This window comes from Bacillus sonorensis NBRC 101234 = KCTC 13918 (genome assembly GCF_001592005.1).
GTDB classification, from domain to species: Bacteria; Bacillota; Bacilli; order Bacillales; family Bacillaceae; genus Bacillus; species Bacillus sonorensis.
The window spans coordinates 33,570-58,616 of the sequence record NZ_BCVZ01000022.1; the positions used below are offsets into that span (position 1 = coordinate 33,570).

The 25,047-nt window shown below is 39.6% G+C and carries 23 protein-coding genes, 1 tRNA gene and 2 pseudogenes; 4 read left to right on the top strand and 22 right to left on the bottom strand.

Annotated features, from left to right (window positions below; genetic code table 11):
* Complete coding sequence (locus BTR1S_RS18450) at positions 1 to 282, top strand: hypothetical protein (protein WP_029418706.1); 282 nt, start codon at positions 1 to 3, stop codon at positions 280 to 282.
* A gap of 79 nt (positions 283 to 361) precedes the next feature.
* On the opposite strand, the gene BTR1S_RS18455 is transcribed toward BTR1S_RS18450, so the two are convergent.
* Positions 362 to 691, bottom strand: a complete 330-nt coding sequence (locus BTR1S_RS18455; RefSeq protein WP_305765070.1) for a phage holin family protein — start codon at positions 689 to 691, stop codon at positions 362 to 364.
* Positions 692 to 1,034: 343 nt separating this feature from the next.
* On the bottom strand, positions 1,035 to 1,124 hold the full coding sequence (locus BTR1S_RS23525; RefSeq protein ID WP_236835518.1) for a pre-toxin TG domain-containing protein: 90 nt from the start codon (positions 1,122 to 1,124) through the stop codon (positions 1,035 to 1,037).
* A 211-nt stretch (positions 1,125 to 1,335) separates the two neighbouring features.
* On the opposite strand from BTR1S_RS23525, the gene BTR1S_RS23655 reads away from it, so the two are divergent.
* Positions 1,336 to 1,704 carry a site-specific integrase gene (locus tag BTR1S_RS23655; protein ID WP_369692099.1) on the top strand — a complete coding sequence of 123 codons (369 nt, stop codon included), beginning with the start codon at positions 1,336 to 1,338 and terminating at the stop codon, positions 1,702 to 1,704.
* A gap of 191 nt (positions 1,705 to 1,895) precedes the next feature.
* On the opposite strand, the gene BTR1S_RS18465 is transcribed toward BTR1S_RS23655, so the two are convergent.
* The 14 genes from BTR1S_RS18465 to BTR1S_RS18530 all read right to left on the bottom strand — a co-directional run bounded on the left by BTR1S_RS18465 (position 1,896) and on the right by BTR1S_RS18530 (position 13,275).
* Positions 1,896 to 1,969: transfer RNA gene (locus tag BTR1S_RS18465), tRNA-Arg, on the bottom strand.
* Positions 1,970 to 2,098: 129 nt separating this feature from the next.
* The gene (locus BTR1S_RS18470) at positions 2,099 to 2,611 is read right to left on the bottom strand and encodes a YfcE family phosphodiesterase (RefSeq protein ID WP_006637895.1); all 513 of its coding nucleotides are present in this window, start codon (positions 2,609 to 2,611) and stop codon (positions 2,099 to 2,101) included.
* Between the two features lie 20 nt (positions 2,612 to 2,631).
* On the bottom strand, positions 2,632 to 3,225 hold the full coding sequence (locus tag BTR1S_RS18475) for an XTP/dITP diphosphatase (protein ID WP_167373790.1): 594 nt from the start codon (positions 3,223 to 3,225) through the stop codon (positions 2,632 to 2,634).
* A gap of 16 nt (positions 3,226 to 3,241) precedes the next feature.
* Complete coding sequence (gene rph, locus BTR1S_RS18480) at positions 3,242 to 3,982, bottom strand: ribonuclease PH (RefSeq protein ID WP_006637897.1); 741 nt, start codon at positions 3,980 to 3,982, stop codon at positions 3,242 to 3,244.
* Positions 3,983 to 4,114: 132 nt separating this feature from the next.
* Entirely contained in the window at positions 4,115 to 5,224 is a 1,110-nt protein-coding gene (locus BTR1S_RS18485) for a GerMN domain-containing protein (RefSeq protein ID WP_006637898.1), read from the bottom strand.
* A gap of 176 nt (positions 5,225 to 5,400) precedes the next feature.
* Positions 5,401 to 6,816 (bottom strand): right-handed parallel beta-helix repeat-containing protein, encoded by a 1,416-nt coding sequence (locus BTR1S_RS18490; protein ID WP_006637899.1) that lies wholly within the window; start codon positions 6,814 to 6,816, stop codon positions 5,401 to 5,403.
* A gap of 199 nt (positions 6,817 to 7,015) precedes the next feature.
* Positions 7,016 to 7,834: a glutamate racemase gene (gene racE / locus BTR1S_RS18495; protein WP_087962508.1), complete on the bottom strand. Its 819-nt coding sequence runs from the start codon at positions 7,832 to 7,834 to the stop codon at positions 7,016 to 7,018.
* Positions 7,835 to 7,841: 7 nt separating this feature from the next.
* On the bottom strand, positions 7,842 to 8,285 hold the full coding sequence (locus tag BTR1S_RS18500; RefSeq protein WP_006637901.1) for a MarR family winged helix-turn-helix transcriptional regulator: 444 nt from the start codon (positions 8,283 to 8,285) through the stop codon (positions 7,842 to 7,844).
* A 160-nt stretch (positions 8,286 to 8,445) separates the two neighbouring features.
* Complete coding sequence (gerE, locus tag BTR1S_RS18505) at positions 8,446 to 8,670, bottom strand: spore germination transcription factor GerE (RefSeq protein WP_003184172.1); 225 nt, start codon at positions 8,668 to 8,670, stop codon at positions 8,446 to 8,448.
* Positions 8,671 to 8,869: 199 nt separating this feature from the next.
* Positions 8,870 to 9,565: an SDR family NAD(P)-dependent oxidoreductase gene (locus BTR1S_RS18510; RefSeq protein WP_006637902.1), complete on the bottom strand. Its 696-nt coding sequence runs from the start codon at positions 9,563 to 9,565 to the stop codon at positions 8,870 to 8,872.
* Positions 9,566 to 9,584: 19 nt separating this feature from the next.
* Positions 9,585 to 10,049 (bottom strand): acyl-CoA thioesterase, encoded by a 465-nt coding sequence (locus BTR1S_RS18515; RefSeq protein ID WP_006637903.1) that lies wholly within the window; start codon positions 10,047 to 10,049, stop codon positions 9,585 to 9,587.
* Between the two features lie 59 nt (positions 10,050 to 10,108).
* A complete protein-coding gene (sdhB, locus tag BTR1S_RS18520) occupies positions 10,109 to 10,873 on the bottom strand; it encodes a succinate dehydrogenase iron-sulfur subunit (protein WP_006637904.1) in 765 nt (254 codons plus the stop codon).
* A complete protein-coding gene (sdhA, locus tag BTR1S_RS18525) occupies positions 10,870 to 12,633 on the bottom strand; it encodes a succinate dehydrogenase flavoprotein subunit (RefSeq protein ID WP_029418708.1) in 1,764 nt (587 codons plus the stop codon). The genes sdhB and sdhA overlap by 4 nt, the downstream gene beginning before the upstream one ends.
* 33 nt (positions 12,634 to 12,666) lie before the next feature.
* A complete protein-coding gene (locus BTR1S_RS18530; RefSeq protein WP_006637906.1) occupies positions 12,667 to 13,275 on the bottom strand; it encodes a succinate dehydrogenase cytochrome b558 subunit in 609 nt (202 codons plus the stop codon).
* Between the two features lie 302 nt (positions 13,276 to 13,577).
* Here BTR1S_RS18530 and BTR1S_RS18535 point away from each other — a divergent pair, with 302 nt between their 5' ends.
* Together BTR1S_RS18535 and BTR1S_RS18545 are read left to right on the top strand one after the other, a co-directional pair.
* Complete coding sequence (locus BTR1S_RS18535) at positions 13,578 to 14,021, top strand: YslB family protein (protein ID WP_029418709.1); 444 nt, start codon at positions 13,578 to 13,580, stop codon at positions 14,019 to 14,021.
* Positions 14,022 to 14,195: 174 nt separating this feature from the next.
* Positions 14,196 to 15,303 (top strand): annotated as a pseudogene (locus tag BTR1S_RS18545) (IS3 family transposase).
* 118 nt (positions 15,304 to 15,421) lie between these two features.
* Here BTR1S_RS18545 and BTR1S_RS18550 read toward each other — a convergent pair.
* The 6 genes and pseudogenes from BTR1S_RS18550 to BTR1S_RS18575 form a co-directional block, all read right to left on the bottom strand.
* Positions 15,422 to 16,726 (bottom strand): annotated as a pseudogene (locus BTR1S_RS18550) (transposase).
* Between the two features lie 184 nt (positions 16,727 to 16,910).
* Complete coding sequence (locus BTR1S_RS18555; protein ID WP_029418710.1) at positions 16,911 to 18,221, bottom strand: S8 family peptidase; 1,311 nt, start codon at positions 18,219 to 18,221, stop codon at positions 16,911 to 16,913.
* Positions 18,222 to 18,361: 140 nt separating this feature from the next.
* Complete coding sequence (locus BTR1S_RS18560; RefSeq protein WP_029418711.1) at positions 18,362 to 20,500, bottom strand: peptidase domain-containing ABC transporter; 2,139 nt, start codon at positions 20,498 to 20,500, stop codon at positions 18,362 to 18,364.
* Positions 20,501 to 20,555: 55 nt separating this feature from the next.
* Positions 20,556 to 23,666: a type 2 lanthipeptide synthetase LanM family protein gene (locus BTR1S_RS18565; protein WP_029418712.1), complete on the bottom strand. Its 3,111-nt coding sequence runs from the start codon at positions 23,664 to 23,666 to the stop codon at positions 20,556 to 20,558.
* On the bottom strand, positions 23,653 to 24,651 hold the full coding sequence (locus tag BTR1S_RS18570; protein ID WP_029418713.1) for a site-2 protease family protein: 999 nt from the start codon (positions 24,649 to 24,651) through the stop codon (positions 23,653 to 23,655). The genes BTR1S_RS18565 and BTR1S_RS18570 overlap by 14 nt, the downstream gene beginning before the upstream one ends.
* A gap of 94 nt (positions 24,652 to 24,745) precedes the next feature.
* A complete protein-coding gene (locus BTR1S_RS18575; RefSeq protein WP_029418714.1) occupies positions 24,746 to 24,934 on the bottom strand; it encodes a mersacidin family lantibiotic in 189 nt (62 codons plus the stop codon).
* Positions 24,935 to 25,047 lie beyond the last annotated feature (113 nt).

Sequence of the window (25,047 nt, forward strand, 5' to 3'; positions counted from 1 at the left end):
TTGAGCGAAGAATTCACATTAGAAAAATTCAAATATTTTTTGGAATGTTATTTTAATCCTAGTATGGATTTCTCTGATATTAGAGATTTAGCAGAGGATTATAGAAAGGATGAAAGTGATAATAATATAAAGATGTTCCTTTATGAACTTCATGAGATAAAAAATAAAGAGCAATGGAATGCAGCCAATAATTTTATAAGAGAACATGGAATGAGAAATCTAAATCAAAAGCAAATAAAGCAAATGGTTGATACGATAATTAAAGTTCTAAACAGAGATTAATAAATATTTATCCCCCCTTTTAGGGGGGATTATTTACTTACTTCAATTTAAAAAATTAAAAGGCTGCCTGTCGGCACCCTCATTTTGATTTATTTTGTTGTTTTAAAACCTCAATTGCCTTAGTGATCGCCTCCGGAACATAAACGCCCATTTTCCCCGCATTTTCAGTAATAGAGATCAATTCATTAATGCAATAAAAAACAATGGCCACAGTCATAACCAAAAAGCCCATTTCAATGCCATTTTCAATCAGCAATAAATCGATCATATGGGCGACAGTAACAATAATCACAAAAATAAAGACCTTTCGAGTGATGCCGATATATCCAACTTTGCTTTTCATCTCCCCATTTACTCCGGCTGCAGCCAGACCGCTTGCATAATCGATAATGACCAGAACAGATAAAATCGTCTAAAGAACGCTCCACCCGCCAAAAGGAAATCCGGCAATGCCTGCCGGAACCGCAATTAAACCTTTATAAAGTGTCTCCAAATTATTTCCTCCTTTAAACAAAATAAAAACACCGTTTTTTACGGTGCTGGTTTATTTCTTACAAGAAATGAGTAACCACAAGATTTTTGACTTTTACCTCTGTTTCTCCATTATTGGTTAGCATAAGTCACGGGGAAGCGTACAATAATTCAACTTTTTTCGCGTCTCGATCGCCATTGTCCAAAACGATGACATCTTCATATCCTTTTAAAGTAGCCGTCTTCGCGCCTCGCTTTAAAAACATATTTCCCTATCTTAACTACCTGGTCGCTGGTATGACAGAAACCCCGGACAGGATACGATCAGTGACAGATAGTTTTTCACCTGTGACTAGGTCGACACCTGTTATCGCTCTGTAACCAGCATAACCACCGGATAATTCTTCAGCCGTGCTTTAACCCAATCAAAAGCTTTTTCAATGTCGCTCTTCTTCACTCTGCTTTCCGGTATTCGGCTGACAAGTTCGTCCTTCATTTCACCGCCGGATATGTATTTTCGGACAATTTGACCGTTTGAATAAAGTGTATAAGAAAAGAAGATTCTAAGATTCATAGCTGTGCATTGTTGTTAACGACTCAACGAAAACCGAACGAACCCGGCATATTTCAATCCCGAAATCTATGGCGATTTTACTTAAGAAGTTGATTCACATTAGGAAACAAGAAAAGTTTCAGGCCGGTTCTCAATGGGAATGGGGAGATTATTTATTCCTTTTTGGAAATGAGGTAGGAAAACCCATCCGACCAGACTCAATCAGCCAGTGGTGGAGACGGTTTACTAAAAAACAAAACATTAAGCATATCCGGTTTCATTCTCTAAGACACAGCTCTGCTACTCATTTGATAAACAAAGGAGTGCACGCGAAGGTTATTCAAGAAAGATTAGGACATACAAAATGGACACCACAATGTCAATTTATGCTCATGTAATCGAGGAAGCTGACCAAAAATCAGCCGCACATTTTGACAGTTTTTTTGATGACAGAACAGCGGACGGAAATTCGAAAATTTAAATCCGCTCTCAAAACACATTTTCAACCCCAAAATAGAACGCATGTTCCAAGCAAAGAAAAAAGCCTCAAACCCTTGTATACCAAGTAGTTTGAGGCTTTTTTCAGTGACGTCCCAGGAGAGATTCGAACTCCCGACCGACGGCTTAGAAGGCCGTTGCTCTATCCAGCTGAGCTACTGGGACATGATGTTGTTGTTTCGTTCGCTTTAACTATCAGCGACAAGATTTATTATATGCGTATTACGCCTATAAGTCAACATTTTTTTAGAATTTTTTTCATCACGAGGAAGAAAAAATTCTTCCTCGTGAATATCATGGCAATTTGTAATGATTTGTTAAGCTTTCTACTTCCTGTCCTGACGTATCGTAGAAACGGACTTCTGCGTTGTCATTGTCAATGTTTAGTATAGCATAAGTTTTTTCTCTCCGCACCCGGGGAAGACGGATGCTGCCGGGATTAATCAGCAGCTTTCCGTCCATCAGCTCGCTTCCCGCGATGTGGGAGTGGCCGAAGCAGATGATATCGGCTCCGAGTTCTTCCGCCCTGTAATACACATTTAACAGCGACTGCTTAATGCCGTGTAAATGTCCGTGCGTCAAAAACAGTTTTCTTGAGCCGACCGGGACGACGATTTCATCTTTGAATTGTCCGTAGAAGTCGCAGTTTCCTTTTACCGTCAAGTAGGAAGCGAGCGCCGGATGAGCAGGATCAAGCTCGGAATCTCCGCAGTGGATGTGGAGATCGGTATCCTTCTCATGCCGTTTTGCGATGGCTTGCAGTTCATCTTCAAGACCGTGGCTGTCGCTGACAATCAGCACCTTCATTCAGGCTCCTCCTCTCGGTGTCAATCCAATAATGCGGACAGTTTTTTCAGCGCATCCGCCCTGTGGCTGATCTTATTTTTTTCGCTGCTTGAGAGCTGAGCCATTGTTTTATCCTTGTCTTTGACGAGAAAAACCGGATCATAGCCAAATCCGTTCGTGCCCGCCGGTTCTTCCGTGATAAATCCTTCTACAGCGCCTTCGACTGTTTTCGTTTCCTGCCCCGGAATGCTTAAAGCCAGCGCACATCTGAACCTTGCCGTACGGTCTTCTTTTTCGACGCCTTCAAGCTCTTGTAAGAGCTTTTGCAAGTTGGCGAGGTCGTTTTTTTCTTCTCCGGCATAGCGGGCGGAGTATACCCCGGGACGGCCGCCGAGGTAGTCGACGGAAAGCCCGGAATCATCGGCAATCACCATTTTTCCGGTCTCTTTTGCTATGGTTTCCGCTTTAATGATCGCGTTCTCTTCAAAGGTCTGTCCGGTTTCTTCAATGTCAGCCGTATAGCCGATGTCCAGCAAAGATTTGACATCATAGCCTCTTGGGGCGAGCATTTCTTTGAATTCCTTGACTTTTCCTTCGTTTTTTGTGGCAATGATGACTTCTTTCATTCCGATCAAGCCTTTCTATACATTTTTATTGATGAATGGCCGCAGCAGCATCGCCGAGCACTTCTTTTTGTTTTTCAATCAGTTCAGAAATTCCTTTTTCGGCGAGCTCCAACAGCCCGTTCAGTTCGTTTTTGGAAAACGTCGCTTCCTCTCCGGTTCCCTGAAGCTCGACAAAGCGGCCTTTCCCAGTCATGACGACATTCATATCTACTTCTGCATTTGAGTCTTCCTGATAGTTTAAATCGAGGATGAGTCCTTGCTCCTTGTCAATTCCAACTGAAGTGGCCGCCAAAAAGTCAGTGATCGGCATCGTTTTCAGCGTGCCATTCTCGACAAGACGCCCGACGGCAAGCGCCATCGCGGTGAATGCCCCGGTGATTGATGCGGTTCTCGTTCCGCCGTCCGCCTGAATCACGTCGCAATCGATCCAGACCGTCCGTTCACCCAGCTTCTCCAAATCAACAACCGCCCGCAGGGCTCGTCCGATCAGCCTCTGGATTTCCATCGTACGTCCGGAAATTTTTCCTTTTGACGATTCCCTGATCGTCCTCTGATTCGTCGCCCGGGGCAGCATGCTGTACTCTGCCGTAATCCAGCCTTTCCCTTCCCCGCGCAAAAAAGGCGGGACGCGGTCTTCTATTGACGCGTTGCAAATCACCTTTGTCGAGCCGACTGTAATCAGAACCGACCCTTCCGGATGGGTAATGAAGTCAAGCTCCATTGCTACAGGGCGTAATTCATCATTTTGTCTTCCATCGTATCTCATGTTTTACCTCCGATTGTATGTACATAAACATTTCATATTATTCCGCTTACAAAAGCGCTTGGACAGCTGAATAAAGAAAGAGGCAGCTTTAAACGCCCACCTCTTTTTTTATAGTATATCAAAAACCTATGTCTAAAAACTACCTGTGTTCACCCGGCTCGGTCTTGAAACCGGTTTTGACAGCTTTTCGCCTTTTTCATTGACTAGTTCGGCTTTGCCGTTTACCGTTACCGATACGCTTTTAATGTCCGGCAGCTCGGTTACTGTCAAGACGATGCTGTTTAACACTTCATCTGAAATCACTTTCTTTTCCCCGTCCGCGCTTCCGTAGATGGCTTCATTGAAATCAAGCGTGACATGGCCGTCCTCGATTTTCGGTTTGCTTTCAAGCTTCACGTCTCCCTGAAAATCAGTTAACAGTCCGCTTTTTTTGCTCGGCCCTTCCGTCAGTTCTTCAATCGCCGCCGTCACTTGATCCGATTTTTTGTCTGATGAGCGCTTTGTGACAGGGACATAATAGGTGCCTTGATCAGCCTCGGCCAAATAATAGACGGTGACAGGCTGTGTGGCCGTTATATCCGTCACACCGGATGTTTCCAGATTAATGCCGTCCTCGCGGCCCAGATTCTCTGAAAGCGGTGTGCCGTTTACAGGCATCTCTTTTAAATCGTGACCGTTCATCCGGATTTTTACTTTATCAATAGAGTTAAATTGAGTTAAAGTCCATGTGATGGCCTGGACGATTTTTTGTTCATCTTCAGCCTTATAATTTTTAAATTCATTTGAAAAATCGGCAATGGCCGTGCCATCTTCTTTGATGTCGACATTTACCGTCGTGTCTGCCGGGAGCACGGCTCTGAATCCATTTGGAAGGATGTTTGAGACAGGCCCTCCTTCAACAAGATATTCAAGGGCTTGCTTGGCCGTCCCTTCCTGTTTTGGCAGCGGAAGCGTCTGAGCGGTTACATACCCGTTTTTATCAATCAGATAAAGCTCTCTCATGACCGTATCCCCATTTTGCTCCGCTTTATGTTCACCGGTGGTTTTTCCGCCTTTGTCGTCCGTTTTTTCTTCTGTCTTATCTGTCTGGTCCTGTTCCTTCTCCTCTTTCACATATTTGATATCCTGCGGCGGATCGATTTCCTCTGAGGCTTGATCCGACTGAAATAGACCGCATCCGGACAGAAGCAGCACGGAGGCTGTCACAGACACCGCAAGTCCTTTTATTCCTATTTTCGGCATACTTTTCCCTCCTAAGACTGTTTGTACTACTATGTATACGAGCCCGTTTTTGAATTAGACCGCTTTTTAAAAATTCATTTCAGGAGGAAAGACTCCTTGCGGCAAGTTTGGCGAAAGATAAAAAAACAGCATTTTACCCTTTTAACGGATAAAACGCTGTTTTTTTCAAAAATGCTTCACTCAATGACAGATCGAGCTGGTGAATTTGGATCTAATGTAAAGTCATAAGACTTCTCGTCACGATACATCGGATCGGCGTAAATGGACTCTTGATCTTGTTTTGCTGCCTTTTGATATGATGAAAACACGTCGTATTCATCCTTTTTCCAAATCCATAAGCCATCTTTGCCGGCTTCCTTATGGTACACGTTATGATTCACTATATTCCCTTCATTTTCGGTAAATTCGTTGGCGATAAATATTCGCGAATCACTTGCCGTCAATATGTTCTTTTCGATGTTGTTATGTTTTGTATCATACTGGAGCAGCAGCTGTCCGCCATCCAGTCCCTTTGTATCATTGCGGAACATAATGTTGTGAGCAATGACAGAATGGCTGGTGCCTCCCCGCTTTTTATCGTATCCGCCGATTGAAATACCGGTATAAGCGTTCTCATACACTGTGTTGCCGGTTATCTGAATATCATCGGCATATTTCCCTTTATGTTCAGACGTTGCTTCAATGCCGATATCGTTGCCGTAGACTGTGTTTTTCTTAATGTCAATATTTTGTCCTCCATCGACATATATTCCGCCTGCTGAGTAATCATCTCCATATGCAGGATTTCCGTAAGTCGAGTTATGATAAACCGTATTGTTTTCTACTGCACCGTTGCGCACAAAATCGCTTTGATCCGCAGTTCCTTCATAACCGATAAGGTCAATACCGATGTTGTTATTGTCACGGACCACATTGCCGCTGATCGTGAAACCGTCAATATTTCCGTTTAGCACAACCGCTTCACTCGCTCCGAGTGTCAGTTTTTCAACCGTATTGTCCTCGATCTTAATGTCTTTCATGCTGCCCGTTCCATAGACGGCAATTCCGTGGGCATTGCCGTCATCCGCTGTTGTTTTTATATCCCGGACGTGATTGTTCTTAATGGTTATATGACTGCTGGAGCCTGATACATAAATTCCCATGGCGGTTGCTTCTTCAGATGAAACAGACAGATCCTGAATTGTTAAACCGCTGATTGTTATGTCATGTTTATTGTGAATATGAATGAGCGGTGTTTCATATTCTGCGTCCGCAACTGATTCTCCGCTGATCACGACTTTTTCATTCTCATAGTTTCGAAATACGATCGGCTTTTTGTCCGTACCGCTGTGCTTCACATCGAGTGTCTCTTTATACGTACCTTCCCGAATCAGCACGGTTGTGCCGGCAACAGCCTGATTTGCGGCATGTGCCAGTGTGCGAAACGGCTTTTCTTTCGTTCCGTCATTTTGATCATTTCCATCTGGAGAAACGTATAAGCAGTTTGCTTGTTCTGCTTGTTCTGCTTCTTTTGCTCCTGTCTGATTATAAGCAAAAGCGATAACACCAGAAGCCAAAATAGCGATTGAAACAATAAAATACAATATTCTCATATTCAGCTCTCTTTTCTATTTAAAATAGATTGCTATCACAATTATAATCTATCCATTGTTGGAAAAACACCCCAAAAGATAGTAAACCAGAACAGTAAACGCCGGGAATGTTCCGCTTGCCGCGTTCTATCCAATATTGAAAAAAGCTGTCGAGATGATCTCGACAGCCTGACAGCCGGTATATTCCGGCTTGCATCTGCTACTTTACAGGGGTTTCTTGAAGTGAAATGGTTTCCACATTGTTCACTTCATAGCCAAACCAATCGTTTGCGATTTTTTTAAAACGGTCGCGGTCTCCTGTTGTTAAAAATTGATGTTCAGGAGGCAGCTGTGCTTTATTTAATAAACCGTTGTAGGATAAAATCGTGCTGACCTCTCTGGCCGTCTCATCCCCTGAAGAAATGATATTGACGCGCTCGCCCATGTAGCGCTGAATCGGCTCTTTTAAAATGGGATAATGCGTACATCCCAAAATCAGCGTATCAATGGAGGAATCCCTCAGCGGATAAAGCGAAGATCTGACAATCTCATCAGCCGTTTCGTCCAAAAATTTCCCGCTTTCCACAAACGGAACAAACATCGGACAAGCCAGGTTTTCCACCGTCAGATCGCTGTTTAATGAGAGCAGCGCTTCTTCATAAGCTCCGCTTCTGATCGTATTTTCCGTCCCGATGACGCCGATCCGCTGATTTTCCGTCACCTTGATGGCTGTTCTCGCACCCGGCTGCACCACTCCGATGACGGGTATGCCGACTGTCCGGCTGATGTCTTCCAATGCGATGGCGGTTGCCGTATTGCAGGCGATCACGAGCATTTTAATATGATGACGGGATAACAGGTAGTTTGTCATTTCCCATGTAAATGAAAGAACTTCTTTTCTGTCGCGCGGACCGTAGGGACACCTTTTTGTATCCCCAAGATAAATGATTTTTTCTTTTGGCAGCTGCCTCATGATTTCTTTTGCCACGGTTAAACCGCCGACTCCCGAATCAATGACTCCTATCGGTTGATCCAACAAAATCGCCTCATTTTCTATTCATTTCCTGCTGAAGTTTAATTAACAATTTTTCAAATGCGGCTGTTTCTTCTTCAGAAAACGCCTCTAACATGTTTTCCAGATAATCCTGTCTTTTTTGGATGACCTCTTGAATGATCCGCTCCCCTTCCGGTAAAAGGTGAATGCGGACGACCCGCCTGTCTGACGGGTCTTTCACCCGTTCCACAAGGCTGCTCTTCTCCATCCGGTCAATCAAATCTGTCGTCGTGCTGCACGCCAGATACATTTTCTGAGATAATTCGCCGATCGTCATATCCCCGTATTCATACAGCCACTGCAAGCCGACGAACTGCGGGGGTGTAATCGTATATTGGGTAAGAATTTCTCTTCCTTTTTGTTTGATGATGCCCGCAATATGGCGGAGTGATTTTTCAATATCCGCTATATGGTTCAAAGAAGCATTCGAATTCATGTGCTCAACCTCGCTCAACTCGTTGTTTTTCATACACAACACCCGAGTCTATTTTCCTTCTTTTCTACAAAAATTGCAAGGCTTCAACATAATATACAGGTTCCAGGAAAAATAAAACAACCGGTTCCCTTCTTTATCCAAGAAGGAATACCGGCGCAATTTAGAGCTCTAGCTCACCCATTCGAAGAAGTTCAACAACAGCTTGCGAACGGCCTTTCACACCCAATTTTTGCATGGCATTGGAAATGTGATTACGAACAGTTTTTTCACTTATAAAGAGCTCGCTTGCGATTTCCTTTGTTGTCTTGTCTTGAACGAGCAATTCGAACACTTCTCTTTCTCTTTTTGTTAGCAGCGGCTTTGATTGAAACTCTTTCTCCTTCAAGTATTGTAACCCTCCTTGCTAAGGTGAGAGCTGATCTGAAACGAATGGGTTTCGATATAGTCGTGATATCATATGAAACATACCCGAGGTCGGTGACGTTTCTGAAGGAGAAAAGGTAACCGCTAACACCTATTTTTTGTGTTTTGAAAAAGGGTGCTTCGGCGGCAAACCGCGTCTCCCTGACGTTTCAGGCAGGCTTTTAAGGAAGGCATTTCAAGATCCATGCGATCATCCGCCATCTTTTTGTAATATAAGCGTGTTTTTTCTTTTTTTGAACAGCCTTGAGAATCTGGGCGGCGGCCTTCTCCGGAGAAGCTGCCCAAAACAGGTTTTCCGCTTTTGCAAGCGCCGTGTTGACAAAGCCTGGCTGAATTTCAGTGATCGCAATGTCAGCTCCTGCGCTTTTCACTTTTCGCCTCAGTCCCTTTACATAATGTGAAACGAAAGCTTTTGAAGCGCTATAGGCGACGGCTGATCCGCTTGCTCTTAATGCGGCAACAGATGAGAGGGCGATCAAATGGCCGCGCCCATTGTGTAAGAAATGCTCCAGAAAAACGTTTGAACAAGCGGCAAACCCTGACACATTCACATCAATCGTTTCTTTTTGTTTGTGCCAGTCGATCCCGCTTTCGGTATATCCGACGCCTGAACAAATGAAAACCGCATCCACCTGCCCCAGCTCACGAATCAGTTCTTTTAACAGCATATTCGCTTGTTCAACATCAGCTACGTCAATCTTTTTGATATGTGAAAGGTTAGGCAGTTCATTCCGCAATTTGGTGAGCAGCTCTTCACGCCTGGCAGCAAGCCCCAGCACAACCCCGTTCTCTGACAGCTGTTTGGCCAGCTCTCTCCCGATCCCGGAACTCGCCCCGATCACTATTGCTTTTTTCATGTCTCTTCTCCCCTCATGATTATTTCTCAGGAAATGTGCCTAATAATTTCAGTCTTTGATCTTCCGTCCAGCTTTCGGGTTTCCCCGTATTTTTCGCAATCTGGACCATGACGGCTGTTCCTGTAAAACAGGGAGTACCCGCCTTGTTTTCCGCCAAGTAATGGAGCGTAAGCGAGGATGTTCCGACAGCTGCCGTTTTGACGCCGATTTTTAAGTTTTCATGGAGCATGACTTGCATGTGATAGTCGCACTGCTGGCTGGCCACGACCGGAATCGTCCGGCTTTCTGAATCAGCCAGATGATCCATCGTTTGAAGATGTTTAAAATAAGAAATTCTCGCTTCTTCAAAATATATGAACGGGGTCACATTATTCATGTGCCCGAACATATCCGTTTCCGAAAAGCGGACAGACACCTCCTCAAAAAAAGAAAACGACTGCCGCCATTCGGCGAATGACCCCTCAATATATGCAGGCAATTTCATTGGTTCCATCCCCTTTTTTTCATGAAAACACCTCTTCAAAACTGAAGAGGTGCGTTTCATTATTCCGTGTTGTCGCTTCCGAAGAAGTTTTTAAACGCCTGTACGGTGGTATCCCTGTTTAGTGCGGCGATTGACGTCGTCAAAGGAATTCCTTTCGGACATGCCTGCACACAGTTTTGCGAATTTCCGCAATTGGCAAGGCCGCCGTCACCCATGATCGCTTCAAGCCGTTCAGATTTGTTCATCGCTCCGGTCGGATGGGCGTTGAACAGGCGAACTTGCGAAAGCGGTGCAGGTCCCATGAAGCTTGATTTGTCATTGACGTTTGGACAAGCTTCAAGACAGACGCCGCATGTCATGCATTTTGACAGCTCGTAAGCCCACTGCCGTCTTTTTTCCGGCATTCTCGGCCCCGGCCCCAGATCATATGTGCCATCGATCGGCACCCAAGCTTTGACTTTCTTTAAGGAATCAAACATCCGGCTCCTGTCTACCTGAAGATCGCGAACAACCGGAAATGTTTTCATCGGCTCAAGGCGGATCGGCTGTTCGAGCTGGTCGATCAGCGCTGTGCACGATTGTCTCGGTTTTCCGTTAATGACCATGGAACATGCGCCGCACACTTCTTCCAGACAGTTCATATCCCAGGCAATCGGCGTCGTTTTTTCTCCTTTTGCATTGACCGGATTTCTTCTGATTTCCATTAATGCAGAAATGACGTTCATGTTTGGACGGTAAGCAATTTCAAACTCTTCCTGGTAAGGACTGGACTCCGCTGTATCCTGACGAGTGATGATAAACTTGATTGTCTGATTTTCACTCATGATTTCGCCACCTTTTTCTTCGAGTAATCCCGTTTACGCGGTGCGATTAATGAAACATCGACATCCTCATAATGGAATTTCGGGGCTTCAAAATCGCCTGCATGTTTCGCCATTGTCGTTTTCAGCCATTCCTCATCATTTCGTTCAGGGAAATCCGGTTTATAATGGGCGCCGCGGCTTTCGTCCCGGTTGTATGCGCCGAGTGTGATCACCCTTGCGAGCTGCAGCATGTTCCGCAGCTGACGCGTGAATACCGCTCCTTGGTTGCTCCATTTCGCCGTATCATTGATATTGATGCTGCTGTAGCGTTCCATGAGCTCCTGGATTTTTTCATCCGTTTGCAGAAGCTTGTCATTGTAGCGGACGACCGTCACATTGTCAGTCATCCATTCGCCGAGCTCTTTATGAAGCACATAAGCATTTTCATTGCCGTCCATCTTCATAACGTCCGCCCATTTTTCTTCTTCTTTTCTGATGTATGAATCATAGAGAGACGAAGATAAGTCCTCTGCGGATGTTTCAAGCCCTTGAATGTATTCAACGGCTTTAGGCCCGGCCACCATTCCGCCGTAGATCGCGGACAAGAGCGAATTCGCGCCAAGACGGTTTCCGCCGTGCATGGAGTAATCGCATTCGCCTGCGGCAAACAGCCCCGGAATGTTTGTCATTTGGTCGTAGTTGACCCAAAGTCCGCCCATTGAGTAGTGAACCGCAGGGAAAATTTTCATCGGCAGCTTGCGGGGGTCGTCCCCCATGAATTTTTCATAGATTTCAATAATGCCGCCAAGCTTGATATCAAGCTCTTTCGGATCTTTATGAGAAAGATCGAGATACACCATGTTTTCGCCGTTGATTCCGAGCTTCTGTCTGACGCAGACATCGAAAATTTCGCGAGTCGCGATATCACGCGGGACAAGGTTTCCGTATGCCGGATATTTTTCCTCAAGAAAGTACCAAGGTTTCCCGTCTTTATAGGTCCAGACCCGGCCGCCTTCGCCACGCGCCGATTCACTCATCAGCCTCAGCTTGTCATCACCCGGGATGGCCGTCGGGTGGATTTGGATGAATTCACCGTTCGCATAATATGCGCCCTGCTGGTAGACGATTGAAGCCGCTGATCCTGTATTGATCATGGAGTTCGTCGATTTTCCGAAGATGATTCCCGGTCCGCCGGTCGCCATGATGACGGCGTCCGAACGGAACGATTCAATTTCCATTGTCGTCAAATTTTGCGCGACGATGCCGCGGCACTTCCGATCATCATCAAGTACGGCGCCAAGAAATTCCCAGCCTTCATATTTGGAAACAAGCCCCGCAACTTCAAAGCGGCGGACCTGCTCATCAAGCGCATAAAGAAGCTGCTGACCTGTCGTTGCCCCGGCATACGCCGTTCTGTGATGCTGCGTTCCTCCGAAGCGGCGGAAATCGAGCAGCCCTTCCGGTGTCCTGTTGAACATGACCCCCATGCGGTCGAGCAGATGAATGATCGATGGCGCAGCCTCGCACATCGCTTTTACCGGCGGCTGGTTTGCCAAAAAGTCCCCGCCGTAAACCGTATCGTCAAAATGCTCCCAAGGGGAGTCTCCTTCACCTTTCGTATTAACCGCTCCGTTGATTCCGCCCTGCGCACATACTGAATGCGACCGTTTCACCGGAACGATTGAAAATAGTTTTACACTTGTTCCTGCTTCCGCAGCTTTAATGGTCGCCATCAGACCCGCAAGTCCTCCGCCGACGACGATAATGCTTGAGTTGCTCATGCCAGCCCCACTCCCTCTAGTAATCTAGTTCTTTTACACAAATGCCAAAATCGCTCTCAGCCCTACATAGGACAGCACAACAAAGACTCCCATTGTCACAAACGTGGAAATTCGCTGTGAACGCGGAGAAACCGTAATTCCCCAAGTGACAGCAAACGACCATAAACCGTTTGAAAAGTGGAAGATCGTTGAGAGGACACCTACAATGTAAAAGCCGAGCATGATCGGGGAGCTCAGAATATCAGCCATCATGTCAAAGTTTACCTCTGCCCCCATTTGGGCGGCAATCCGCGTTTGCCAGACATGCCAGCTGACAAAAATTAAGGTGATGATTCCTGTTACCCGCTGCAGAATAAACATCCAGTTTCTAAAGTAGCCGAATCTGTTCGCATTATTTTTCGCCGTAAACGCTATGTATACACCATAAACAGCATGATAAATCAGCGGAAGGAAAATCACGAAGATTTCCAACGCGTACCTGAACGGCAGGTTCTCCATAAAATGAGCGGCGTTGTTAAACGCCTCTTCTCCGCTTGCCGCAAAGTGATTGACAACCAAATGCTGGATGAGAAATATGCCCACCGGTATGACGCCAAGCAAAGAATGCAGTCTTCGATACACAAACTCTCTGTTCCCGGCCATTGCTTTACCCCCTAGTTGATAAGTGCAGTAAAATTGAAAGGTCTCCTATCCCCCGTCCTGTTTCAAATATCGCACTTTGTTAAGTTTTTATGACAATTTCATTTTACTCCTATGAGAAAAAAGCGTCAAGAAAACGCGTACATAAATTGAAATTTTCTAACATCTCACGAAATTTCAGAAATTTTTATTTTATTAAAATATAAATATATCAGATTTTTTTCTTTTGAAATTGCATGTCCGCGCTGTAATCTTCCCCCCCATTTAAGCTATAATAAACGAAGGAAAGAGGGGAGACATTGGATATGAACAAATATGAAGCAAACTTAGCGCAATTAAAAGAGCTGGAAGTCTCCGCATATGCCTATGAATTAATCAGGGAAGTGGTTCTTCCGGATATGCTGGGACAAGACTATGCCGACATGATGTATTGGGCCGGGAAAAACCTCGCCCGGAAGTTTCCGCTGGAATCATGGGAAGACATCCCTGCGTTTTTTCATGATGCAGGATGGGGAACGCTCACGATGGTTCATTCAAAAAAACAGGAACTTGAATTTGAACTTGAAGGCCCGCTGGTCTCCAATCGTCTCAAATTTCAAAAAGAACCCTGCTTTCAGCTTGAAGCCGGGTTTATCGCCGAACAAATCCAGCTGATGAACGAGCATATTGCCGAATCATATGAACAAGTCAAAAAAAGAGCCGGAAAAGTTGTATTGACCGTCAAATGGGATATGAAAGATCCGGCATGATGCTCGAAAGGCTGCTGTTGATTTTCAGCAGCTTCAGGCATCTCGACAGCCTCAGCTTGTAGAAAAAAACAAGTTTTTTCGGGACTGACCCCATAAGATGAGACAAATAAAAAACACCTTCAAGTTTGAAAACGGATAGTTGTTATCGAAATAAGACGTGGAGGTGTTTTTTCTATGGGGACAAGAGTGAGTTATCCGGTTGAAGTCAAACGGAAGGCTGTAGAAATGAGATTGCAGGCGAACCTATGAAAGAGATGATGCAGGAATTAAATATCAAGAATAAGACACAGGTGCAGACATGGGTCAGGTGGTATAAGGCTGGGGATACACACCGGTTCGAACAACCTGTTGGAAAACAATATATTTATGGAAAGGGTCCCGAGTATTCTTCCGAATTAGAGAAATCGCTATCTGATACAACAGAATGAAGTTTTAAAAAAGTACAACGAATTGGAAAGGAAGTTGATAAGGAAACGTCAATCGAACTGGTAGAAGAGTTGCGCCAAACGATGACGGTACAGGACATTTGTGTCCATTTAGGTATCTCACGCGGTTCGTATTATAGTTGGAAAAAGGATCTGACTAAGAATAATTCTAAGAGGCGATTAGAAAAACAAATCGGCACGTTGTACCGAGAGCACAAGTATCGATATGGATATTGGAAAATTACAGCCATACTAAAAAAGAGAATGCGTATTAACCGTAAAACTGTTCAACGTATCATCCAGAAAAACCAGTGGCAGTGTCGAGTTAAAGTGAAAAAGTGTAAGAAGAATGGGCAGCCCTATGCCGTGGTCGATAATATACTGGATCGGGACTTTCAGTCTGACCGTCCTCTTGAAAAACTGGACAAAAACAATTGTACCTTTCCAGTATATTGGATTTATACAATGGAGAAGTGATTGCTTCTACGATTGGGGATAAGCAGGACACAGACTTTGTTTTACATACACTTGATCAGTTGCCAACACTGCCTCAGAACTGCGTGTTACATAGCGATCAAGGTTCAGTTTATACATCTTACTAGTATCAGAAAGCTGTTAATATAAAAGGCATTACCATGAGCATGTCCCGCAAAGGGACGCCCGCTGATAAAGCCTCCATCGAATCGTTTCATTCCTCACTAAAGTCTGAAACGCTCTATCTCAACAGCATTGATCGAACTACGACCACCATCGTAGAACGGACTGTCAAAGAATACATTTATTATTATAACAACATTCGTATTCAAACGAAACTAAACAACCAATCACCGGTAAATTATCGGCAATTGGCTGTATAAAGGTGTTTTGATCCCTGTCTCAAAAACGGGGGTCAGTCCCTTTCATGCAAGCTTTTTTTATTCATTTGTTTTCCCGTCCTTTTTCATGTTTTGAAAAGAGAAAAAGTCCTCCCACACCCTAGTCAAGCTTGGCTAAGTATGTGGCAATCTTCATCAAATTCTGGCAAGTGGCTGCGGGAAGAACTTGTTCTTTCACATTTCGTTTTCCCCTCAACCGACAGTAGCGAAGCCCATGCAGCTGTTTTGAATCTGCAAAGCTTCGCTCTATTTTTTCTTTCACAGAGGGTTTCCCCAAATTTATACAAACGATTTTGACTGACCTTTTCTTTATTGCCCTCCCCTATGTGTCTCGAAACGACCTTCTAGCGGTTCTTCGATGGTGTACAGTTTAAATGCAGAGGGTATGAGGCGCACTTTGCAGGATTTGATTTATAGAATATGTAGCCTTATCGATCGGTCGTTGAGCATTGGGGTGTTCTGTCTGTTCGGACATATGTACCGATCTTTTCCACAGTCATATTGAAACCCCCACTTTTGAAACAATCATCTTGTGGGATGAAAGCGTCTATGGGCGATCACGCCGAAGATATTGCGATCGGATAACCCTTTACAGATTAGAGTTGTCAAATAGCCTGAATTAAGAGGCACAGATTCTGCTTGAAAACCAAATCGTGCGATTTGATGATCTAATCGATCAAGGTAAGGCGCAGAATCATGGACCATTATCGGGCGTTACAAAGGCATCGGTGATGATATTATATTTCATGTCAGTTGTTCGGCAAATAGAAAAATCCCTTCAGGTTTGTTTTCATGGTAAAGATAGCAACTTACGGGATCAGTTACGGTGGCAAATTTCTTTTTCACCCCCTCTCTGGCTTTTAAAGACTTTTTTCCGTGTGCTTCTTGGACGGCTTCATCCAAGCCCTTTATATAGATTTTTGTATCCTGTTCAATCTTTTTTTCGTGTACTTATGCTTGGTAGAGTCGGTGAATAAGACACGTCCGCCCACCATCATGATTGATTGCTTGAAGTACGCTCTCATCAAAAATGTCTTGGAAGATGTTTGTGTTATTAAAGCGTGTGCATCTATTCGAGCTGGTTGTGGAATGGTGTGGAACTCGATCGTGAATGTTAATCCTAGAAACCAACTATAGACCTATTATAGTAAGTTTCTTTGTCGATCTGTCTTTCTGAACGGATACCATAGAGCTACCCGATAAACATCATTTTGCACAAAATCAGCGGATCAAGCAAGAGGCGACCTTTATTTTCTCAATAGTAAGGTTTAACCATTACAATGATAAAAGAGAAATCAATGTACTTGTCAATTTTACGTAGCAGGTGATCCTCTTCGATAAGTTTGTCGAGCAGTACCAATCCAGCGTCGTTCCGGGAAGAATTCCTTGTGTGGTACATATGCAGACACTATCCTTTTTGAAGACTTTTCTTTATTATAAAATGAGGAAAATAGGAAAGGCTACCGAGAAAATCTCGACAGCCTTAGAAACCGACCTACCAATCTATTCTACCTTAATGCTTTTTCAAACCTGTAAATCCCCTAAATAAACTACATTGCTAACTGTCGCCAAACGAAAGCTTCATGTAATTATTTTATACGTTTAAGGGTATTATAGACATTAATTTTTTGAATTTTATATTTTTCCTTCTTACCTAAATAAATAGAACCTTTTTTTAAAAAGAACTTTACTTTGTTTGCTTTAGGATATTCACCTGTTATATTTTTGTATTTTGATATAATTAGGGCACTCGCAGCACTAACTTGAGGAGCAGCTAAACTTGTTCCATAAGTTAAAGTATAACCGTCTTGTATTTCTGCTATTTGATCTAAGATAGGTTTTTGTAGATAAGTCGGGTAAGAAGTGATGATCATGTCTCTAATATCAATTTGAGATGTCTCATCATAATTATTCCCAAGATATCCAACAGGAGCAACAAAGTCTACTTTTTTTCCGTAGTTAGAATAAGGTGCTAATTCATCATTGCTCAATACTCCTCCTACTGTAATAACTTTGTTCATACCTCCAGGTAAATGATAGTTATTCTTTTCTTTCCTTAGCCTGTCCAAATCCAGCCCGTCATTTCCAGAGGAAGCTACGACAACTACATTTGACTTTTTGGCATAATTTATAGCTCTTTCATAAGCTTTTATAGTAACCTTATCATCTTTATCATTTTTACTTTTATATGTACCTAAGCTAAGATTAATAACTTTATTGCCGTCCTTAACAGCCTGAATAATAGCCTGGATTGTCCACAAAGAGTCTCCATCTACCTTGCCAATGACTTTGTAGGGAACTATTGAAATATCAGGAGCTATTCCTTCCATTACACCAGCAACTAAGGTACCATGTCCAAAATCATCTGATATGTCGGAATCATTGTCAACAAAAGACTTAGCCTTTTGTAAATCTAAATTATTTTGTAGATATGGATGATTAACATCTACTCCACTATCAATAAGTGCTACCTTAACCTTTGGATCAATTTTCGCTAATTTATATGATTCAAAATCCTTTGTAATATCCCTCAAATACCAGTTGTTTTTTTGAAACGCCGGAGAATTTAAGCCTAACTGGGATTGATCTTTCGTAGATGCCTCTACCTTCGTTTTATTTAAATGCCCTTCTTCTTCAATTGTTTTTGAAAGCTTATTTGTTAAATGAAGAGTTGAAAGTGATGGACCTTTATAAGAAATAAGACCAATTTCCTTTACACCTTCAATTTGTTCTACATTATTTTGTTCTATTAATCTATAAACTTCATTATATTTTTCGTTCTGATTTAATATGATCGTTCTCCAATCGCTAACATTATCTGTACTATCCGCCAAAATATTGTTGTGAGAATAAAAAAGTCCTATAACTACAAAAAACAACCCTAGTATATACTTTTTCATTAGTTCGCCACACCTTCTTTGTATGTATTCAAATAAGTATATTAGTTAGATATGCAGTCAAAATGAAGCCTAGTATAAAAACCAACAAATATAACAGCTTTTTCATTTAGATACCTCCATTTCTTTTTATCACCACAATATCATCTTTGATTATTTTTATAAAGATTATAATAGTAACCTTTTTGCTTCATTAAAAAATAATGATTACCTTCCTCAACTATTTCTCCTTTCTCCATCACAATTATCCTGTCAAATTCTTTGATAGTATGAAGTCTATGAGCTGCAACAATACAACCTAAATTTGACTTTAGAATATTGTCCATTATTTTTTTTTCCGATATATTATCTAGTGCACTCGTGGGCTCGTCCATCAAGATAAAAGATGGTTTTTTGAATAAGGCTCTTGCTAAAGCAATCCTTTGCTTTTGGCCACCTGAAAGGTTTGAACCGTTTTCAGAAACTTCTGTATTCAAACCTAAAGGGAGATGTTGAATAATTTCATCAACTCCAGAATCGAAAACAACTTCAAAGAGGAAATTCATATCTTCGGTTTCAAAATTATTTAATACAATATTATCTTTGATTGTATTATTGAAAATACTCGGATGTTGATTAACTATTCCTATTTTTTTTCGATAATCCTTAGGATTTAATGTTGTGAAATTTTTTCCGTTTACCAAAAACTCACCATAACTAGGATAATATAATCCAGACAATAATTTTATTAGTGTACTTTTTCCCGATCCACTTCTCCCAACAATAGCTACCTTTTCATTATTAAAAACTTTTAGATTAATTCTATTAAGCGTTAATTCTTCAAATTCACTATATTTAAAACCAACATTTTTTAACTCTAATTCGTAAATTTTATCTATATTAGTTTTAACTTCTAGATTTTTTTCTGATTTTGAGTTAATTACTTCCTGAATTTTATAAAAATAGGATTTGAGAACTAAGAATTCAGTATAGAAACCAGCGATTGAAACTACTGGATTCATAAATGAAGGGGTTACAGCTGTAATCCCTATTAGCTGTCCTATTGTTAGTGTTCCTTTTTGAATTTCCATAATTCCGATACAAACAAGCAAGAGATTTAAGATAAATTGTAATGATGTTGACAAATTGCCAAGAAATGCACTGATCCTGCCTTTATCCTTTTCGTATATTACTTGTTTTTGAAAGTGCTTAAACCATTCTTGATAAAAATATTCTCCTGCTCCTGATATTTTTATGGTTTCCATATTTTCTATTAACTCAGTTACTATTTTTTGAACTCTAGATTGTTCTAGTAATTCTTTGTCTGTTATTTTTTTTATCACTATCGCATTCAAAATAGCTGTAAAAACGATTACAACAGTGGTTAAGATTATAATGAATGAAAGAAAGATTGAGTATTGAAAAATTAAAAATAGATAAACAAAAATAAAAATAGAATCGATTATAAGAGATGTTACTCTTTGAGTTAGTATTTGACGAATATACACGCTTAAATTTGAACGGAATATAAGATCTCCTGTCGATCTGTTTACAAAAAAATTCATTGGCAAAGAAATAAGTTTTGAAATAAATTTTGTCATTAAATGAATATCAAAGTTCTTTTGGAAATTCGCAATTAAAAGAGATCTAATAACTTGAAAGCAATAGTAACTCAACAATAAAATCCCAAGGAGAATAAATGTCTGAAATGCAAAGTTATTATTAAATCTCAGATAATCGTTATTGTCTATTAAGGTTTGGGTTAGAATCGGAATAAATAATCCAAATACCTGGATAAAAACTGTACAAATCAGAGTGAAAAAAATAAACTTTTTTTGAGAAAATACAATTTTAAATAAAACATTTTCATGTTTTTTCTTGGCTTCCACCTCAGTTTTTAGAACTTCTGTTGGGAGTAATATTACTTTAGAAAAACCTTTTATAAAGTTTGCGAGTTCAATTTTCTTTTTTCCGGTTGCAGGATCCGCAACATAGGCGTTTTTTTTTGAAATTTTCTCTAATACAATAAAGTGTTTATTTTCCCAGAGACATATACAGGGGGTATTAAAATTCCTCAATACATCCAAATCCTTGACACGTATTCCTTTAGTTTTAATACCGTAGTCGCTAAGGATGTGTTGTAATTGTTGAAGTGTGTTCCCCCCTTTTGGAACCCCATATCGATCGCGAACTTCCCCTAATTCAATATTCTTCCTATAATAATTTAAAATCATTGTGATACATGCTAATCCACATTCACTATGCTCCATTTGCTCAATAAACTTTAATCTTTTATTCCTCAAACTGTTTTTTCCTTTCTAATCAAATCAAGGACTAAATATTTAGCCCTTTAGAATTTTAAATATCGAAATGTAACAAGCTGGGAATTTCTTCCGGGTTATACAGTCGCAAAAATTCATAGCCAATACCTGAAATACCTGTGAATAGCCCTACACTTCTAAAGCAAGGTATTGATCGTACAAGATAATCCCCATATTTATATTTATTTTCAAGAACATTTCTTAGCTTATATATCAATGAATTATATATATTTCTATCCTTTGTTAATAAAAAATAGCTCAAAAGAAATTCAATGTCGCCAAAATTGCCGTGACATAAGCAATCATCGTTTTTTGTGTGTCTCGTTAAATTATCATAACAAATATCAATTTCCTTTTTAAGGGTATTGTTATTTTCTAAATATTTTAATGAGTTGATTCGATTAATTCCAATTCCTGTTGATCCATGACACCATTTATGAGATATTTGTTCATTATTAAATCTTTTATCTTTCCAACCAGATTTACTCGAATCAAAATAAGATTGATCTTTTTCTAAAGATTTTACTGCCTTATCAAAAAACGTTTTCTTTTCCGAAATATCCGAGAGTGCAAATAATGAACTTGCTACCCCCGCAAATCCATGGGCAAAACCACCTAAATTAACAGTGTTTAGGTCTATTCTCTCCCCTAGTTCTTCAGCAAAATGTTTAACATTTAAATCCTTAGTAATTTTATATATGTTAACAAGATTTTTTAATATTCCCGCGTATCCGCCAATCCAATCATGTTGTACACAATTTTCAATATTTTGTTCCAAATATTTCACTATGCCATTGATCTTTTTTTGATAACTAGAATAACCTGTGTTTAGCATTAATATGGTTAATGGGTATAATAATGCTCCTCTACCAGCGAATGAACTGAGCTCATTTTTATTTACAACTTGATGATAAATTGAATTCTCTATTTTTAGATAAACATCTCTGAGTTTAGGATCAGCCGTCACTTTGTAAAGAGATGAGTAAAACAGGAGTAAACCAGATAACCCATCATATAGATCAGCATTTATCGGTCCGATAGACCAAGTACCTTTTTGATCAAGATTAACGTCACTCCATGAAACAGTTTCATCATCTTCTGAAACATACATTTCCTTTGTTAATTGATCTGCTATATTAAGGGCTTCATTAAGAAGAAAATCTTTGTCTATTATTATATCTTTTACATTAACCCGTTCTTTTAAGTCAGTTAAATTTAAATTCAATCTGTATGATTTATTTGTATACATTCCAAAAGAAACTTTCATATATGACAATTGCTTTTCTATTTCTTCTTCATTAAGCGACCTTATTCTTTCAATTACTCTATCATAAGCAGTTTTATCATAATAATCCTTAATTATAGTACCATTACTTGTTATTATATCTTTTGAGTTCACAATATTATAAAAGACAGGAACATCGCCTTTACACATATCCTCTATCTCATATAATATGACTTCTTTATTAGAGTGAGGATAAGCCCATAAATTTTCAAATAGTTTTTCTCTTTCAATGTAATCTTTAGTACAATTAGGGTGGTAAGAAAAGCTCAACATATCAACATATCGTTGTGTACTCTTAAGTACATTACGTACCTTCTTGCCTTTAAAACCTTCTAACATTCCGCCATCAGTAATCAATTCTTTTTTATTCTCCATAAAAAAGTTGCTTATTTCCTTAAATCCGTCAAAGATATAAGGAATAAATTTTTTGAAATCAGCCTTTTCACCATTTATTTTTGGAATGTTGTTAGCTCCATTAATGATTAAATCTTGATATTTAAATACCATTTCATCACTATTTTCATTGGCAACTTTCAATACTTTAAATGGCGCAATTTGTTCATCACCACTTAAAGCGCTTAATTCTACTCCCTTTTTATTATTAGCCCTCTCATCATATGCAGTAAAAGGAACCAGCCCAGTATAATTAACTGAGTTAACATGTTCAAACTTTAATGAGGTATAAGCGTCGTCTCCCATTTTCAGTGAAGGTACATGTTGAAAAAGGGTTTCAAGATCAATAATAATTGGAAAGCCTCCAAAAGCTATTACATTTTCATAATGAAAGTCATTCCCACACAAAAAATGAGTTATTCCTATTAAATGTCCAAATCTTTTATAAAAACTTTTAATTTCATCGATATTTGAACAATCCTTGTATTGTATGTATTCCTCGAACGCATATTTATCCTTTATTATTTGTTTGGGTATATAAAAATTGAAACTTCTATTTTTTTTATTAATCCATTGTAAAAATTGATAATATGTTTTTACAACTTGTAGATCTTTCGGTTTATAAACAAGCCTTAGTTTATTATCTAATTCAAAAAGTATAACTGTTCGCCCATTATCATGAGAATCTCCGGCACTCATCTTAATTGATGTTATTTCATTTTTATTGTTATGATGTCCAAACACTTCTTTAATTAAACTTAGTTCATCAAGATAACGTGATAAGAATTCATTTAAATTATTAACAAAAAACATTGTTCTTATTGTCAACAACTTTGCGAGGGTTGGGTATTCTCTAAAAAAACCGACCATGTCATTAATGTATTTAAATCTTATATTTAAGTATGAACAAAATCTTTCACTCGAATTTTCTCCCATTAAAGAACCTTTGTTTTTAAAGAGATGTAAGTCTCTAACCAATGTTTTCCCAGCAATATTAAGCAATTCTGTATTAAGATCTTCTAATAACATTTCAATTGCAGAGGACGACATCAAGTTATCACTATCTAGTTTTTTTTCAAATTGATCTTTTGCCCAAAACAAAAAAGCTCTAACGGCATATGTAAAATCAGTAGCTTTACTCTTTAATTCAACTTCTCGAAGACAACTCATTATATCTTCAAAATTCTTAAACCATTCTTTTTCTTTAACTATTTCTAAAATTTTTTTCTTGTCATCATTTTGTAGTTTGGATATTCCTAAATTAAATGCTTCTTCTGATATTTTTTCATACTTCAATTTCAAATTAAATGTTTCATCACTTATAAGACTCTTTCTATTTTTCCATGCTTTTAATTCATTTAATTCTCCGTTACAAAACGAAGGGGACGAATTATCTTTTCTATATTCTATCCGTTCTTTTATCCTAGTTGTTAGTGAAAAATCCAAATTATCTACACTATTCCTCAACATATTTTCTCCCCCTCAAAACAAATTGTTCTTCACTTATAATAAACAATGTATCTCTATTAAAAATATCTGCATTTAATATTTTTATATACTTTTTATACGCTTCATCATTTCCTTTAATTAATGCTAAACGTTTTAATTCGCTAACCTTATTATGATCACTTGAATGCAGCTTTGAATATAAGCTCTCAGCTGCCATAGTGTTATTTTCTAAAATTAAATTAATTTCTTCTATATAAATAATCGCACTCAATAGAGACCTTTTTTGTTTACTTTTAATTTTGCAGAGTCCTTGGCTTTCTATTTCTTTTAATATTTCTTGAAAAAAATGAATTTTACGCCTGTTGTAAATATTAAAATTCAATTGAGCACAATATAAATAAGAATACAATGCCTGTAAACTTTTATTGCTTATATTATTAATTGAGTTTGGTTGGACTTTTTGTAATTCATTCTCTAAATTACTTAATAGAAAGTCAAATTGCTTCGTTGTTTTATGAGAATTCAACTCTAAATGCAAAAAATAAATACAAGAAAACAAATTACTACTTAATAATTGTGCCGCGTACAGTCCGTCTGATAGAAATAGTGTTACTACTCCTATTAAACACGAGACTAAAGCTAAAAATAACAAAAAAATATGATTATTGTTATTTTGTACATAGTAATAAAAAAAGATGAAACCGGAAAGCAAACTTAATAATGGCCCTCCCAAAAAACAGAAAGAGGTTCTAATTCTTTCCTTTTGATAAACTGATTGATTTTTAATTGTTTGACCATATAATAATGTTGCACCAAAAAAATATTTGTTTTTCCATTGTAATTTAAAATTTCCGTTCCGAAAAATTATTAGCGGGCCTACAGCAAACCAAATAACGCGCCGCCTTACTAAAAATCCAAAAAACACATGTCCTAATTCGTGTATAATAATACTCAATATAATACTTATAAAAAATAATGAAAATGATTTACTTAATATTCCTATCATATGTAATAAGGAAGTCAATATATTGATAAAAACCTCTCCTTTATATATAAACTTATAAGAAACGTACCCGGCTTAACCGGGTACATTAAGATTTTTAGCAATAAATTGCTGATACAATACTGCCTCCACCTAATCCAATGGTAAAGCCCGCTACACACACTGGAGTTGTTTCAGGTTTTACATCTCCACATCCTTGAATTGATGCCATTTCTTCCATTGTTAATTCTTCAAATGATGGACCTGTCACTGACAATGTTGTATCTTTTTTTTCATTTGTATTCAATTTCAAAGCCCCCTATTAGCATTTTTTGATTGATAGAACAACTGTAACACCTGTTGCTGCTCCAGCACCTACTGCTCCACAAAATCCAGAACTTGCTTCTGCTGCTTCAATAA